15 protein-coding genes are annotated in these 14528 nt (G+C 66.2%); 5 read left to right on the top strand and 10 right to left on the bottom strand.

Annotated features, from left to right (window positions below; translation table 11 throughout):
• The first annotated feature begins 50 nt into the window (after positions 1-50).
• From SMD10_RS02020 to SMD10_RS02010, 3 genes are all read left to right on the top strand, one after another.
• A complete protein-coding gene (locus SMD10_RS02020) occupies positions 51-821 on the top strand; it encodes a TlyA family RNA methyltransferase (protein ID WP_432757157.1) in 771 nt (256 codons plus the stop codon).
• Entirely contained in the window at positions 814-2043 is a 1230-nt protein-coding gene (locus tag SMD10_RS02015) for a class I SAM-dependent RNA methyltransferase (protein WP_331683969.1), read from the top strand. The genes SMD10_RS02020 and SMD10_RS02015 overlap by 8 nt, the downstream gene beginning before the upstream one ends.
• A gap of 107 nt (positions 2044-2150) precedes the next feature.
• Positions 2151-2993 (top strand): fumarylacetoacetate hydrolase family protein, encoded by an 843-nt coding sequence (locus SMD10_RS02010; protein ID WP_331683968.1) that lies wholly within the window; start codon positions 2151-2153, stop codon positions 2991-2993.
• A 37-nt stretch (positions 2994-3030) separates the two neighbouring features.
• On the opposite strand, the gene modC is transcribed toward SMD10_RS02010, so the two are convergent.
• The 10 genes from modC to gnd form a co-directional block, all read right to left on the bottom strand.
• Positions 3031-4122, bottom strand: a complete 1092-nt coding sequence (gene modC / locus SMD10_RS02005; protein WP_331683967.1) for a molybdenum ABC transporter ATP-binding protein — start codon at positions 4120-4122, stop codon at positions 3031-3033.
• Positions 4119-4805 carry a molybdate ABC transporter permease subunit gene (gene modB / locus SMD10_RS02000; protein ID WP_331683966.1) on the bottom strand — a complete coding sequence of 229 codons (687 nt, stop codon included), beginning with the start codon at positions 4803-4805 and terminating at the stop codon, positions 4119-4121. Before modB ends, modC begins: the two co-directional genes overlap by 4 nt.
• Before the next feature lie 6 nt (positions 4806-4811).
• Positions 4812-5570, bottom strand: a complete 759-nt coding sequence (gene modA, locus SMD10_RS01995) for a molybdate ABC transporter substrate-binding protein (protein WP_331683965.1) — start codon at positions 5568-5570, stop codon at positions 4812-4814.
• 12 nt (positions 5571-5582) lie between these two features.
• Entirely contained in the window at positions 5583-6368 is a 786-nt protein-coding gene (locus SMD10_RS01990; protein WP_331683964.1) for a TOBE domain-containing protein, read from the bottom strand.
• 201 nt (positions 6369-6569) lie between these two features.
• Entirely contained in the window at positions 6570-8108 is a 1539-nt protein-coding gene (locus tag SMD10_RS01985) for a tripartite tricarboxylate transporter permease (protein ID WP_331683963.1), read from the bottom strand.
• 4 nt (positions 8109-8112) lie between these two features.
• Positions 8113-8544, bottom strand: coding sequence for a tripartite tricarboxylate transporter TctB family protein (locus SMD10_RS01980; RefSeq protein ID WP_331683962.1), 432 nt, complete (start codon positions 8542-8544; stop codon positions 8113-8115).
• A gap of 101 nt (positions 8545-8645) precedes the next feature.
• Positions 8646-9632 (bottom strand): Bug family tripartite tricarboxylate transporter substrate binding protein, encoded by a 987-nt coding sequence (locus SMD10_RS01975; protein WP_331683961.1) that lies wholly within the window; start codon positions 9630-9632, stop codon positions 8646-8648.
• Positions 9633-10495: 863 nt separating this feature from the next.
• Positions 10496-10813 (bottom strand): hypothetical protein, encoded by a 318-nt coding sequence (locus SMD10_RS01970; protein ID WP_331683960.1) that lies wholly within the window; start codon positions 10811-10813, stop codon positions 10496-10498.
• 197 nt (positions 10814-11010) lie between these two features.
• On the bottom strand, positions 11011-11637 hold the full coding sequence (locus tag SMD10_RS01965; RefSeq protein WP_331683959.1) for a TetR/AcrR family transcriptional regulator: 627 nt from the start codon (positions 11635-11637) through the stop codon (positions 11011-11013).
• Positions 11638-11821: 184 nt separating this feature from the next.
• Positions 11822-12799, bottom strand: a complete 978-nt coding sequence (gene gnd, locus SMD10_RS01960) for a phosphogluconate dehydrogenase (NAD(+)-dependent, decarboxylating) (RefSeq protein ID WP_331683958.1) — start codon at positions 12797-12799, stop codon at positions 11822-11824.
• Between the two features lie 251 nt (positions 12800-13050).
• On the opposite strand from gnd, the gene SMD10_RS01955 reads away from it, so the two are divergent.
• Both SMD10_RS01955 and SMD10_RS01950 read left to right on the top strand, forming a co-directional pair.
• Positions 13051-13743, top strand: coding sequence for an orotate phosphoribosyltransferase (locus tag SMD10_RS01955; RefSeq protein ID WP_331683957.1), 693 nt, complete (start codon positions 13051-13053; stop codon positions 13741-13743).
• 41 nt (positions 13744-13784) lie between these two features.
• Positions 13785-14459, top strand: coding sequence for a phosphoribosyltransferase (locus SMD10_RS01950; protein ID WP_331683956.1), 675 nt, complete (start codon positions 13785-13787; stop codon positions 14457-14459).
• Positions 14460-14528: the final 69 nt, after the last annotated feature.

Below are 14528 nucleotides of genomic sequence, written 5' to 3'. Positions count from 1 at the left end.
TGCTCCAAAACCTCCAATCTCGACTTCGAGGCTGTGACCCAAGCGCGAACATGGCATCCGATCGCTTCTCAGGGGCCAAGTTGCGTCTTCGCCTCGATCAGATCCTGGCCGAGCGCGGGCTGGTCGGCAGTCGTGCGCGGGCGCGCGACACCATTCTGCGTGGACATGTCCGGGTCGATGGCGCTGTCGCCACGAAGCCCGGTCAACTGGTCGCATCCGATGCCGCGATCGTGCTGGACGATCCGGCCGGCAGCTATGTTTCGCGCGCGGCGCTGAAGCTTCAGGCGGCGCTCGACGGCTTCGGCATCGAGGTGGCGGGACGCACGGCTCTCGATGTCGGCGCTTCGACGGGCGGCTTCACCCAGGTGCTGTTGCAGCGCGGTGCTGCGCATGTCGTGGCGATCGACGTCGGGCATGGGCAGCTCGATGCCGATATCGAGGCCGATCCGCGTGTCACCGCGATCGAGGGGCTGAATGCGCGCAATCTTGCCCGCGAGCATCTGGGCGGACGGGCGATCGAACGCCTCGTCAGCGACGTCAGTTTCATCTCGCTCAAGCTGGCGCTGCCGCCGGCCCTGGCGCTGGCCGAAGCCGGGGCGATCGCGGTGCTTCTGGTCAAGCCGCAGTTCGAGGCGGGGCGCGCCGCGCTCGGCAAGGGCGGGCTGCTTCGGGATCCCGCCGACGGACCGAGGGTGGCCGAGGATCTGCGGGTCTGGCTGGACGGGCAGCCGGGCTGGCGCGCCACCGGCTTGATGCCCTCGCCGATCACCGGGGGCGACGGCAACGCGGAGTTTTTGCTGGCGGGAATCAAGGATGGCTGAGTCTCTGCGCATCGAGTCGCTGGGCGCTAAGGGCGACGGCGTCGCCGCGGTGGCAGGCGGCCCGGTCTATGTGCCGTTCACGCTTCCCGGCGAACTCGTCGAGATCGACGGGGCTAAGGCGTCGAAGGCGCGGCCGTCGGCGATCCTGGAGCCTTCGGCGGAGCGGCGGGAACCGCCCTGTCCGCATTTCGGCGCCTGCGGCGGCTGCGATCTGCAACACGCGAGCGATGCCTTCTATCGGGCGTGGAAGCGCCAGATCGTGGTCGATGCCTTTGCGCGCCGCGGCATCCAGCCGCCGATCGGCGATCTGGTCGCCTGCCCGCCGGCCTCGCGCCGTCGCGCGGTGTTCTCGGCCGTGCGCGAGGGGGGGCAGGTGCGCTTCGGTTTCTTCGAGGTCGCGAGCCATCGCCTGACCGACCTCGACGTCTGCCTCGTCGTGATGCCGGAGATCGCCGCGCGGCTCCCCGATTTCAAGGCGTTGGCGGGCATGGTGCTCGACCGCCGGAGGCCGCTGCGCATGGCTGTTACGGCTACCCCCTCCGGCCTCGACATCGCGCTTGCCGACGCGACGAAGCTCTCCGAGAAGAGCCGGCAGGCGGTGGTCGCCTTTTCCCTGAAACGCGATTTCGCCCGGGTGTCGATCGACGACGAGGTGGTGGTCGAAGCCCGCAAGCCGTTGATCGAGATCGGCGGCATTGCGCTTGCGCCGCCGCCCGGTGCCTTTTTGCAGGCGGTGGCGGCGGCTGAAGAGGCGATGGCCGACCAGGTTCTGGATCATTTCGGCGAAGCGAAGGAGGTCGCCGATCTCTTTGCCGGCGTCGGGACCTTTGCCTTGCGTCTGGCCCGCCATGCCCGAGTGATGGCGGTGGAAAGCGATGCGCCGGCGCTGGCCGCGCTCGACAGGGCCGTGCGAGGCGTGCCGGGGCTCAAGCCGATGACGCTGGAGCGACGCGACCTCTTCCGGCGACCCTTGACGGCCAAGGAGTTGTCCCGCTTCGACGGTGTAGTCTTCGATCCGCCCCGCGCCGGTGCGGAAGCGCAGGCGCGCGAACTGGCCCGCTCGACCGTTCGCAGCGTGGTCGCCGTTTCATGCAACCCGGCAACGCTGGCGCGCGATGCGCATCTTCTCATCGAAGCCGGCTATCGTCTTCGTTCTGTCACACCGATCGACCAATTTTTGTGGTCTCACCATGTCGAAGCGGTGGCTGCGTTCGCCCGTTGAAGGACCAATGCGCTTTTCGGTGCCGAAAAGGGAAACGAAGAAGAGCTGAGTAGGCGGAACCGCCTCTGTTTCAGGCAGTTATTCCTCAAAAATGCGAGGAGATCTTTATGCGGCTGGTGCGGTTCGGGCTGCGTGGTTCGGAAAAACCGGGCGCGCTGGATGTCGATGGCAGGATCCGCGACATTTCCAGTATCGTTCCATCCCTATCCGGCTCGGCGATCGACCCCGACAATCTCGCCGGCCTGGCCGGCCAGTCCCTGGAAGATTTGCCCGAGGCGGAGCCGGGCGTTCGGCTCTGCGCCCCCGTCGCCAAGATCGGCAAGATCGTCGGCGTCGGTCCGAACTATCACGATGCCGCGCAACTCGCCGGCTTCAAGATCAACCCCGAGCCGACCATCTTCATGAAGGCGTCGTCATCGGTGTGCGGACCCAACGACGACATCGAGATTCCGCGTATGTCGGCGCGCACCGATTGGGGCATCGAACTGGCCGTCATCATCGGTCGGATGGCGAAATACGTGCCGGTCGAGCGCGCACTGGACTATGTCGCCGGCTATACGCTCGGCAACGACCTGACGGAGCGCAATTTCCAGCTCCAGCGTAGCGGCCAGTGGGTCAAGGGCAAGTCGCACGATACCTTCGCGCCCCTCGGACCCTGGCTGGTGACCAAGGACGAGATGCCCAATCTCGACGACATCACCCTGCGGCTCGAGGTCAACGGTGTGGAGCAGCAGGTGGGCCATACGGGCGAAATGGTGTTCAACGTCCCCTATCTCGTCTCCTACATCTCCCGCTTCATGCGGCTCGAGCCGGGAGACGTGGTCTTCACCGGCACACCGGGCGGCGTCGGCCTGTCCTACGACCCGCCTCGCTTCCTGAAGGCGGGCGATCGCATCCATCTGAGCGGCACCGGCCTCGGCGAGCACGAGTATGTGTGTGTGGCGGCATAAGCCGGTTCGCGTTCTATCCGCTCGGTGACTGGTCTGCTTAGCGTAGCGCCACACCCTTGACCTGGGCATAGACGGTCTTGCCTTCGGCCAGATCCAGATGGTGCCAGGAGCGGCGCGTCATGCGTGACAGCAGGCGGTCGCCGTCGCCGTCCGGTCCGAGACCGAGCAGCGCCACCATTTCGTGCTCGCCGCGCGGCGCTCCTCTCAGAATTCGGCACGGCAGGATGTTGAGGATCGTCGTGCCCTGAGCCGGTTCGAGCGTCAGGCTGACGTCGCCGGCAACGATCGACAGGCGGCGCGTCTCTCCGGGGCGGCCCGGCGGCGAGGGTACGAGGAAGCGTCCGCCCTTGACGGTGAGTCTCATCAAGCCGTCTTCGGTCTCGTAGGACTCCACCGTCGCGTCGAGGCTGACCGCGGCATCGCGGGCGAGCGCCAGCGGCAGGCTCGGGTCGCTCTGCAGTTCGTTGAGGGCTCCGGCTGCAATCACCCGGCCGGACTCCATCAGGATCAGGTGATCGGCCAGGCGTTCCACCTCGGCGATGTCGTGGCTGACATAGACCACGGGGATCGCCAGGGCAGCATGCAGGCGTTCCAGGAACGGCATGATCTCCTGCTTGGTCGCGATGTCGAGGGCCGACAGCGGCTCGTCCATCAGCAGCAGCCGGGGCTGCGAGAGCAGAGCCCGGCCGATCGCCACGCGCTGGCGCTCGCCGCCGGAGAGCCTTTCGGGCGCCCGGTCGAGCAAGTGCGCGATGCCGAGAAGCTCCACCACCTCGCGGAAGCCGACGCCGTTCCCGGTTTCGGCGGGGGCGCGCGGCGCGCCGAAGGTGAGATTGCGCCGGACCGAGAGATGGGCAAACAGGCTCGGCTCCTGAAAGACATAGCCAATCGGCCTGAGATGGGTGGGGCGGAACGTGGTCGCGTCCTGCCAGACGTCGCCGCCGACCCGGCACACGCCGTCGGCGACGCGCTGGAGGCCGGCGAGGCAGCGCAGCACGCTGGTCTTGCCGCAGCCGGAAGGACCGAACAGCGCCGTCACCCCGCGCGCCGGTATCTCGAAGGCGGCGTCGAGGGCAAAGCTGCCCAGCCGCCCGCGAAAGGCGGCTTCGATGCGGTCGGTCGGGCTCATTGGGCGACCCGTCCGAGGCGCCGGCCGATCACGGTGACCGAAAGGATCACGGCGAAGGCGAAGATCACCATCGCTCCGGCCAGGATGTTCGCCTGGCGCCATTGCAACGTCTCGACATAGTCGTAGATCGCCACCGACAGCACCTTGGTCTCGCCGGGAATGTTGCCGCCGATCATCAGCACGACGCCGAATTCGCCGACCGTGTGGGCGAAGCCGAGCACCGCGCCGGTCAGGAAGCCCGGCCGGGCGAGCGGAATCGCCACGCTCCAGAAGGCGCGCCGCGGCGAGGCGCGCAGCGTCGCCGCCACCTCCAGCGGCCGGTCGCCCATCGCCTCGAAGGCGTTGCGGATCGGCTGGACGACGAACGGCATCGAGTAGATCACCGAGCCGATCACCAGACCCTCGAAGGTGAAGGCCAGCGTGCGTGCGCCCCAGAGCGAGGCGAGCGCGCCGCCCGGCCCGTTGGGGCCGAGCGTGACCAGAAGATAGAAGCCGAGGACGGTGGGCGGCAGCACCAGCGGCAGCGCCACCACCGTCGCCACGCCTTCCTTCCACCATGCCTTCGAGCGCGCCAGCCACCATGCGAGCGGCGTGCCGAGGATAAGCAGCACGCCGGTCGTGACGAAGGCGAGTTCCAGCGTCAGCCGGATCGGCGTCCAGGCGTCAGGTGGCAGGCCCAGCAATGCCGATCAGTTCCCGCCATCGGTGGCGTAGCCGTAGTTCTCGATGATGTCGTGGGCCTCGGGACCCTTCAGGAAGTCGAGGAAGGCCTTGGCGGCGTCGCTGTCCTCACCGGTCTTCAGGAGCACGGCATCCTGGAGGATCGGGCTGTAATCTTCCTGGGGCACGATCCACTGGGAGCCGTCCTCGCGCCCGGCGATCTGCGACAGGGCGACGAAGCCGAGTTCCGCGTTGCCGCTATCGACGAACTGGAAGGCCTGGGCGATGTTGTTGCCCTCGACGATCTTCGGCTTCAGCGTATCGTAGACGCCCAGCGCCTGCATTGTCTCGACGGCGGCGGCGCCATAGGGGGCGGCCGTCGGGTTGGCGATGGAGATCTTCTCGAAGCTCGTGTCCTTCAGCGTGTCCTCGCCGCTCACCATGGCGGCATCCGGGCTCCACAGAACCACCTTGCCGATGGCATAGGTGAAGTTGCTGTCGGCGACGCCGTAGCCTTCTTCGATGGCCTTGGCCGGACGCTCCGCATCCGCCGCCAGGAAGACCTGGAAGGGCGCGCCCTGGCTGATCTGCGTATAGAGCTGGCCGGTCGAGCCGAAGCTGAGGGTGGCCGTGTCGCCGGTGGCCTTGTTGAAGGCTGCGGCGATGTCCTTGGCCGCTTCGGTGAAGTTGGCGGCGACCGCGACGTTGGTTTCGGCGGCATTTGCCTGACCCACGCCGAACAGGGCGGTGGTCAGGGCGAGGGCAGTCAGAAGAGGGGAGGACTTCATATGGATCTCCATTCAGTCGATGGCGACAATGACATGCGTGGCTTCGAACAGGGCGAAGACCGCGCGGCCGGGTTCGAGGCCCAGGGCCTCGGCGCTGCGGGCGGTGATGGTGGCGGCGAGCGTCTTGTCGCCGCCGATGTCGATGACGGCCTCGGCATCGACCGCCGACCTCTCGCAGCGAAGGATGGTGCCGGGAATGACGTTGCGGGCGGTGACCTTGGGCGGCTCGTCGCCCACGGCGACGGCGACGAAGGGGGCCTTGATCAGCATCGTCGCCTCGCGGCCGACGCACAATCCGAGCTCGCGCACGCTGGCGTTCGTCACGATGGCGTGGATCGCGCGGCCCTTTGCCACCTCGACTTCCACCTCGGTCCGCAGGGCATCGTGATGCATGGCGGTGATCGGCCCGCGAAGGGCGTTGCGTGCACTCGTTTTCATCAGAAAACCGGAAATCAGATTGATGGGGGAGATGCCGGTGCCGGCGAGCTCGGGCTCCAGCGTGCGCATGACCCGCGCCATCTCGCTTTCCATGCGGTGATAGGCCTGGATGATGCGGATGCCGGCCGGCGTCAGGGTGGCGCCGCCGCCGGCGCGACCGCCGGTGCGCTTTTCCAGAAGCGGCTGGCCGAACAGGTTGGCCATGGCGTCGAGCGCGTCCCAGGCCGCCTTGTAGGTGAGGCCCACCGCCTTGGCGCCGGCGGTGATCGACCCCTCGCGCGCCACCGCCTCCAGAAGTTGGATGCGCTCGCGCCCGATCTGGGAACGGTTTTCGTCGCGCAGGCTGATGAGGGCTTCCATGACCGATGCGATCTATCGTTATGTATGTTGGCTACATAACGATAGATCGTCTCCATGCGCAAGCCCCGCCGTCGCGACATGCGCCATCGGTCGACGCGAAGCGTGGAGCGTCAAGTGCAACTCGCTGACCGGCACGGTCCACCGACTCTCTCGGGCGGATCCGCCCGGGAAGGTCGGCAGCCTAGTGGACGGCAGGTGGTCCTAGTCGGGGTCGGCGCCCTCGACGGATGCGTCGCCGGTGTCCCGCGCGACGCGAAAATAGCGTCCCGCCACGATGGGCAGGACGAAGCCGGCGATGGCGAGCGCCCATAGGGCGATGGCGAGCGGCGAATCGAACAGCGCCAGCCAGTCGCCGTTCGAAATGGTGAGCTCGCGTCTCAGATTCTTTTCCATCTGGTCGCCGAGCAGCACGCCGAGAATGATCGGGACGAGGGGGACGCCCAGCTTGCGCAGGCCCCAGCCGGCGACGCCGAAGAGCACCATGACCATGAGGTCGAAGCTGGAGCCGGAAATCCCGTAGATGCCGACGAAGGAGATCATCGCCACGGTCGGCATCAGATATTTCGGCGGCACCAGAAGGACGCGCACGAACAGGCTGACCAGGGGGATGTTCATGGCGAGCAGCATGACATTGCCGATGAAGAGGGCCGCGATCAGGCCCCACACCACATCCGGATTGTTCTGGAACAGCAGTGGGCCGGGCGTCACGTTGAGGGCGAGCAGCATGGCGAGCAGAACCGCCGTGGTGCCCGAGCCGGGGACGCCCAGCGCCAGCATCGGCACCAGCGCGCCACCGGCGGCGGCATTGTTGCCGGCTTCGGGCGCGGCGACCCCGCGCGGGTCGCCTTCGCCGAACGTGCCGTTGCGGTCCGAAACGCGCTTTTCCACCGAATAGGAGATGAACGAGCCCAGCGACGCGCCGGCACCCGGCAGCACGCCGGCGATGAAGCCCAACACCGTGGAGCGGCCCATCGCGCCGAGCGTCCGCTTGAGCATCGACCAGGGCGCGGTCACGCGGCCGATGCTGCTCGGCGCACCGGTCTTGCGTTCGTCACCGCGATGCTCGAGGAAGACGAAGACTTCCGAGACCGCGAAGAGCCCGACGATGGCGACCAGAAAGTCGATCCCGTCGTAGAGGTGAACCTCGCCGAAGGTGAAGCGCGGCACCCCGGTCTGGCCGTCGACGCCGATCGTCGCGATGCCAAGCCCGATCGCGGCGGCAAAGGCGGCCTTGGCCTGGTTGCGGCTGGCGACGCCGCCCAGCGTGGCGAAAGCGAGGACGTAGAGGGCGAAATATTCGCCGGGCCCGAAGAGGAGCGCCAGGCCGACGAGCTGCGGCGCCAGAAAGACGAGCCCCCAGGTGGCGAAGAACGAGCCGACGAAGGAGGCGATGCCGGACAGCGCCAGGGCTTCGCCGGCCTGTCCCTTCTTCGCCATCGGATAGCCGTCGAGCGTCGTCATCATCGCCGGCTCGTCGCCAGGGATGTTGAGCAGGATCGAAGAGATCCGCCCGCCATACATGGCGCCGTAATAGACGCTGGTCAGAAGAATGATGGCCGGTGTCGCCGGCAGGCCCAGAGTGAAGGCGAGCGGGATCAGGATCGCCACGCCGTTGGACGGGCCCAGTCCGGGCAAGGCCCCGAACACCGTGCCGAGAAAACAGCCGACGAAGGCGAGGAAGAGATTCTGCCAGGTCAGCGCGACGGCGAAGCCGCCGGCGAGGGCGACGAGCGTATCCATGTCCCTAGAAGCCCCAGGGCCCGCGCGCGAGCGACAGGCCGAGCACGAGATGGAAGAAGACGTAGATGCCGACGGCAATGCAGACCCCTGCAATGACAGCCGCCAGCGGATGGGCGCCGATGCGCCAGGACAGGAAGGCAGCCGTGACCGCGGTGGCGAGCACGAACCCGGCTTTGGGCAGGGCCAGCGCGTAGAGAACCAGCACGACGGCCGCGAACCCGATCTCGGCCAGCCGTCCCAGGGTCGGCCATTCAGGCTCTTCGTCCGGCTTCAGGACGAACACCAGCGACGACAGTCCGAGCGTCGCGGCGATGATGAAGGGAAAGGCCTTCGGTCCGACCGGGTCGGACATGAAGCTCAACGGAATGAGAGTGGCCGAAAAGGCGTAAAAGGCGGCGATCAACAGGCCGGCGATGCCGAGAATGCGGTCACTCATGACGCGTGCTCCGAGCCGTCGCGCCGCGGGGCGCGAGGACGATATGGGGGCAAGAAACGTGTCCCGCGCCGGTTGTCGGCCGGCGCGGGACACCCGACGCCTTATTGGATGATTCCGATATCGCGCGAGATCGACTCGATGTTGGCGATCGACTCCTGGACGAAAGCCTGGAATTCCTCGCCCTGCAGGTCGAGCGGAGCGAGACCGTTCTGCGCCATCACCTGCTTCCATTCATCCGACGCGTAGACCTTGCCGATCGCATTCGACCAGAATTCGTAGGCCGCGTCCGACATGTCGCCGGGACCGTAGAAGCCGCGCCAGTTGGCGCCGATGGCGTCGATACCCTGCTCCTTGGCGGTCGGGAATTCGGCGAAGTCGCCTTCGAGGCGTTCCGGCGCCAGGACGGCGAGCACCTTGATGTCGCCGGAATCGACGAAGCCCTTGGCCTCCGACGCATCCCCGGTGAACGCCTGGACGGATCCGGCCAGAAGCTGCGTCACCGCTTCGCCACCACCGTCGAACGCGACGTACTTGATCTGGCGAACGTCTTCGATGCCGGCCTTGTTGGCCGCGATCAGGACCTTCAAATGATCCCATCCACCCACCGCCGAGCCGCCGGCGACAGAGATCGAGGTCGGATCGGTCTTGATGCGGTCGAACAACTCGGGCAGCGTCGTCATGTCGGAGCTGGCGGCAACCGCGATGATGCCGTAGTCGGCACCGACCGCTCCGAGCCAGCGCACTTGATCCGCGGTGTTGCCGGGGAAGGCGCCCTGGGCCAGCCGCGTGGCCGTCGCGGAGGAGGCTGCCACGACGAGATTGTTGTCGTCGCTGCGCTTGTTGACGACCTCGGCATAGGCCACGCCGCCGCCGCCGCCCACAAGGTTCGAAACCTGCATGGTGCCGGGGATGACATCCAGATCCTGCATGGTCTTGCCGACCTGGCGACAGGTGAAGTCCCAGCCGCCGCCGGGTGCCGCCGGTGCGATGCATTCGGTGTTGCCGGGCGAAAATTCCTGTCCGACGGCGGGCGACGCCAATACCGAAAATACGGCAAAGGCGGCCGCGAGGCCAAGGGTCTGCTTCATTCGTGTTCCTCCCAAGAATACGCGCACGAGTTTTTCTGCGCTTTGATGTCGCGTCAAGCGGCTTTTGTTGAGGCGTGTGGGGGAATTCACGGAAGACCGGTCAGTCAAGCGATGAACGCCATGCTGATCAGACGAGGCGAGACTTGCAACACAAACCATAAGACTTGGGAACAATAAGCGTGCGGGTCATTATTGCGTAGAAATGCCTATTGCGTCGGCGTTGACACGGACGCGCCTGCGGGTGTCGAAATAGGCATGACCTGAAAAATCCGGCTCAATCGGGGCGAGGCGGTCGTCCATCCCATCTCGCAGGCCCTGCCTGCGGAGACAGGATACCGTTGCCCCTTCGCAGTCAGCCGGTGGAGCGAAAGGATGCCTCAAAACCGTTGGAATCTCGTGACGTTGCGGGCGTTGGGCCGGCAATTGCGAGACATGCTGAACCTGACCCGGCAATTGAACATCCCGGAGGCCGAACATCATCTAAGGGTTGCAACACAGGCGATGGAAGCGGCTGCCGACGAAGTTTGCGCGGCGAACGGTAAAGCCGGCGACCATCCTCAAAGCCGCCGCCGAGTGGCGGCGCCAAGCGCGGACCACTACGAGTCCAAAGCGGAGGGAGACGGTGCCGTACGGCCTGCGACGGGCCAATAGTTCCGGCGTCGATGGAGTTGGTGCGGTTGTATCGCTTCCCGTGGCGCAGGTAACGCGCCCGGGCCTCACTGGTCTGCTTCGGTAAGGCTAAAGCGTGCCGGCGAGCCCGGCCGGCACGGACGGTGCCTGGACGGCTTCATTCGACCGCTTGGCGGACTTGCTGCCTCTCTTGCCCTCACGCGCCGTCGGCGTCCACTTGCGCGTGGCGTGCTCTACGCGACGCATTTCGCCAGCGTGATCTTGGGTTTGCGGGCTTCGGCGGGGTCCTGGTCGAAGGTGTGATTGCGAGCCTGGTCGAGCAGCACTTCCCCGGCGTTGCCGGCCATCAGCCGCAACGAGCGAGCGTCGCAGTGTCGGGCGACCTGGAAGGCCAAGGGACGCAGATGGCATCGCGCGATGCAGAAGGCGGCCAAGGCGGCGCGTTGCGCCATCGGCATCGCCTGGACGATGTCGGACACCTTGTTCTGGTCGGCCCGCATCATCAGCGCGAGGAGTTCGAGAGGAATCGGGCAGGCGTTTTCGTCGGTCATGGGTGGCCCACGTTCGCTCGGACGTCGATCGGATTGCGATGGGGCGCACTATGCCTCCGATGGCTGGTGCGAATCTGGATCGCAAACCGCACCGAGCGACAAAAAAACTAACTGCTGCTTATAATTAGCAGGAATGTCAGACTGACTTTCCGAGCGTGGTCGTGCGCTGGGGAGAGCACGCCTCGCTGCCGTCGCACCTACGTTTCGTCGCCGAGATCGGGGTCGACGTAATGGGCGATGTAGGATTGGATGAGGCGATCCAGCGCCTGTCTCGTGACGCGATTGTTGTCGTCCGAAAAACCCAGGCTCGCGACCATTTTCCAATGGCCGTACATCAGGCTGACGAACAGGAAGCCGACTTCCCGGCAGGCCTTCTGGCTGAGCGCCGGGTGGCTGATCTGCACCTCGTGCGCAATCGTATGCTGCAGCAGCGTATACTGCTCGTAGAGGTTCTTGCGGATTCGCGGCGAGCGGGTCGCGAGCGCCATCATGGCGTCGTAGACCGTGTCGTCGAGCGGCTTGGTCAGCCCTTTGTCGGACAGGAAGTTGAAGTAGAAGTCGAGAAAGACGTCCAGCCGCTCCGTCTTGGCCGAGGCGATGATCCCCTGCAGCATCAGATCCCGATAGGCCGCCGCCAGAGCGTCGCAGGTGGCCAGCATCAGCTCTTCCGGATCCGGAAAATAGTGTCGGATGAGCTGCCGCGACATGTCGGCTTCCTGGGCAATCGCATCGTAGGCCGGAAAGGGAAGTCCGTTGCGCGCGACGGCCTTGAGCGTCGCCTGCACAATCTCCGGCTTGCGGATGTTCGAGATCGACTTGCGCAAAGGCGGATGGGCTCCGTGGCTCGGGATGCGCCATCGGCATACGAGAACCCGATAGGGGCGACAAGATGACGGGTTTTCAACCCCTCGGTCGCTCGGCCCTTACGGTAAAGGAATCGTTTCGCAGGCCGCCACGGCTACACCCGAGCCTGTTTCGCCCGGGCCTGGAGCGCGGGGGCAGCCGGGCTTACTGCGGGATCTCGACGTGACCGCCGAAGCCGAAGCGCATGGCCGACAGCAGCTTCTCGCCGAACGTATGGTCGACGCGCGAGCGATAGCGGGCATAGAGCGCGGCGGTCAGCACATGGGCCGGCACGGCCTCCTCCATGGCCGCCTCGATGGTCCATTGGCCCTCGCCGGAATCGCTGACATGGCCGGAGAACTTCGACAGCTTCTCGTCGTGGGCAAGCGCCTGGGCGGTGAGGTCGAGAAGCCAGGAGGAAATGACGCTGCCGCGCCGCCACACCTCCGCGATGTCGGGCAGGAAGAGTTCGTACCGCTCGTCTTCCGGCAGGCGTTCGGAGGCCTTTTGGGCGAGCAGATCGAACCCTTCGGCATAGGCCTGCATCATGCCGTACTCGATGCCGTTGTGGACCATCTTGACGAAATGGCCTGAGCCGGCCGGGCCGGTATGGATATAGCCGCGCTCGGCGCGGTCGTCGGGGGTATCGCGGCCCTCGGTTCGCTCGATCTCGCCATAGCCGGGAGCCAGCGTGTCGAAGATCGGATCGAGCAGGTCGACTTCCTCCTTCGGGCCGCCGATCATCATGCAGAAGCCGCGCTCCAGGCCCCAGACGCCGCCCGACGTGCCGACGTCGATATAGCGGATGCCTTTCTCGGCGAGCATCTTCGCCCGGCGAATGTCGTCCTTGTAGTAGGTGTTGCCGGCGTCGATGATGACGTCGCCTTCGCCCGCGAGACCTGCCAGGTCGGCCACCGTCTGCTCGGTCGGCGCTCCGGCGGGCAGCATCAGCCAGAAGATGCGCGGCCCGGTCAGCTTCCCGCACATGTCGCCCAGCGACGAGGCGGGAACGGCGCCTTCCGCCCCGAGCTTGGCGACCGCCTGTTCGGAGCGGTCATAGGCCACGCATTCGTGACCGCCGCGCATCAAGCGGCGCGCGATGTTCCCACCCATCCGGCCGAGACCGATGATTCCCAAACGCATGGCAATATCCTTCAATCCGATCGACAGTCTGCGCCGGCAACCGTCAGGTCGCTCCGGCACGGTCATGCCTGCGAAACTGGTCAGGGAGGAAGGCATGGCAAGGCGAGCCCCGCCGACAGCATCGCGACTCGTCGCGGTTCGGACCTTGATGGAGAGAGTATGGCGAGGCTAGATGCGCGCCGGACCCGGGCGGGTCGTGGCAAGCGTCGCGGCCCGTCCTGCGGGTCATCCCTTCAAGCGCGAGGCCAGATGTGACGAGCTTTCCGGACAAAACTCTCATCGCCGAACTGACGGCGTCGATGCTGATCGAAGTCGAGGCCGTTCACTTCCGCGCCGACGAGCCCTTCCGCCTGACGTCGGGCATGGTGAGCCCGGTCTATATCGACTGCCGCAAGCTGATCTCCTATCCGCGCCTGCGCACCACCCTGATGGATTTCGCCGCCTCCGTCGTGCTGCGCGAGATCGGCTTCGAATCGCTCGACGCCGTCGCCGGTGGCGAGACCGCCGGCATTCCCTTCGCCGCCTGGCTCGCCGATCGGCTGTCGCTGCCGATGCAGTATGTGCGCAAGCAGCCCAAGGGCTTCGGCCGCGGCGCCCAGATCGAAGGCGCCTTCAAGGACGGGGCGCGCACTCTGCTGGTCGAGGACCTGGCCAGCGACGCCGGCAGCAAGGCCAAGTTCTGCGAGGCCATGCGCAAGGCGGGCATGCAGGTCGACCACGCCTTCGTCGTCTTCTACTATGACATCTTCCCGCGCTCGCGGCAGACGCTGGCCGATCTCGGCCTCGAACTGCACTGGCTGGCAAGCTGGTGGGATGTGCTGAAGGTGGCGCGCGGCAAGGGCTATTTCGACGATGCAACCCTCTCGGCGGTGGAGGACTTTCTGCATGGTCCCGACGAGTGGTCGCGCGCCCACGGCGGCGCAACTCCTGCCAGCGGGAGCTGAGCGAAACGGCTGACCGCATCGTGGGCAGCGGGAGAACCTCCATGCTGCACTTCGACGAATATTTCACGGACCGCTACGACGCCGGTCGCCAGCTAGCGGCCGCGCTGGCCCGGTTCAAGGATTTCGATCCCGTGGTGCTGGCGCTGCCGCGAGGCGGCGTCCCGGTCGCTTTCGAGGTTGCGCGGGTGCTGCGGGCGCCGCTCGACCTCCTTCTGGCGCGCAAGCTCGGCGCTCCGGGAGCGCCCGAACTCGGCATCGGCGCGGTGATCGACGGCGACGATCCGCAACTCGTTCTCAACGACGAGGCGATCCGCTTCGTCCAGCCGCCCGACGGCTACGTCGCGGCGGAGATGCAGCGACAGCTTGCCGAAATCGAACGGCGGCGCAGCTTCTATCTGGGCGAGCGCGCACCCGTTTCCGTCCGCGGGCGCGCCGTCATCCTCGTCGATGACGGCATCGCTACGGGCGGCACCGCGCGGGTGGCGCTGAAGGCGTTGCGCAAAGCGGGCGTGAGCCGCCTCGTTCTTGCCATCCCGCTGGCTCCGCGCGAAAGCCTGCAAATTCTTCAAGAAGAAGCCGACGAGGTGATCTGTCTGGAAACGCCGAATCCGTTCCAGGCGGTCGGCATCCATTATGCCGACTTCACACAGACCTCGGACGACGACGTCGTTCGGCTGCTGGTCGAAGCCCGGGCCTTCACGACGCGCAAAGGCTGACCGTCCTGTTCGGCAGGTGCCGCCACTTTGGCCTCGATGAAATGCGGCGCCGGCATTCCGGTCTTCCAG

It is taken from the genome of Consotaella aegiceratis (genome assembly GCF_036541425.1).
Lineage (GTDB): Bacteria > Pseudomonadota > Alphaproteobacteria > Rhizobiales > Rhizobiaceae > Consotaella > Consotaella aegiceratis.
This window is presented reverse-complemented; position numbering and strand designations above follow the sequence as displayed.

Coding starts and splice junctions, on each gene's coding strand:
- modC (WP_331683967.1), bottom strand. CDS start 4,122: ATGAGCCCGACCGACCGCATCGAAGCCGCCTTTCGCGGGCGGCTGGGC.
- SMD10_RS01985 (WP_331683963.1), bottom strand. CDS start 8,108: ATGGATACGCTCGTCGCCCTCGCCGGCGGCTTCGCCGTCGCGCTGACC.
- SMD10_RS01970 (WP_331683960.1), bottom strand. CDS start 10,813: ATGACCGACGAAAACGCCTGCCCGATTCCTCTCGAACTCCTCGCGCTG.
- SMD10_RS01975 (WP_331683961.1), bottom strand. CDS start 9,632: ATGAAGCAGACCCTTGGCCTCGCGGCCGCCTTTGCCGTATTTTCGGTA.
- SMD10_RS02015 (WP_331683969.1), top strand. CDS start 814: ATGGCTGAGTCTCTGCGCATCGAGTCGCTGGGCGCTAAGGGCGACGGC.
- modA (WP_331683965.1), bottom strand. CDS start 5,570: ATGAAGTCCTCCCCTCTTCTGACTGCCCTCGCCCTGACCACCGCCCTG.
- SMD10_RS01990 (WP_331683964.1), bottom strand. CDS start 6,368: ATGGAAGCCCTCATCAGCCTGCGCGACGAAAACCGTTCCCAGATCGGG.
- SMD10_RS02010 (WP_331683968.1), top strand. CDS start 2,151: ATGCGGCTGGTGCGGTTCGGGCTGCGTGGTTCGGAAAAACCGGGCGCG.
- SMD10_RS02020 (WP_432757157.1), top strand. CDS start 51: ATGGCATCCGATCGCTTCTCAGGGGCCAAGTTGCGTCTTCGCCTCGAT.
- SMD10_RS01950 (WP_331683956.1), top strand. CDS start 13,785: ATGCTGCACTTCGACGAATATTTCACGGACCGCTACGACGCCGGTCGC.
- gnd (WP_331683958.1), bottom strand. CDS start 12,799: ATGCGTTTGGGAATCATCGGTCTCGGCCGGATGGGTGGGAACATCGCG.
- SMD10_RS01980 (WP_331683962.1), bottom strand. CDS start 8,544: ATGAGTGACCGCATTCTCGGCATCGCCGGCCTGTTGATCGCCGCCTTT.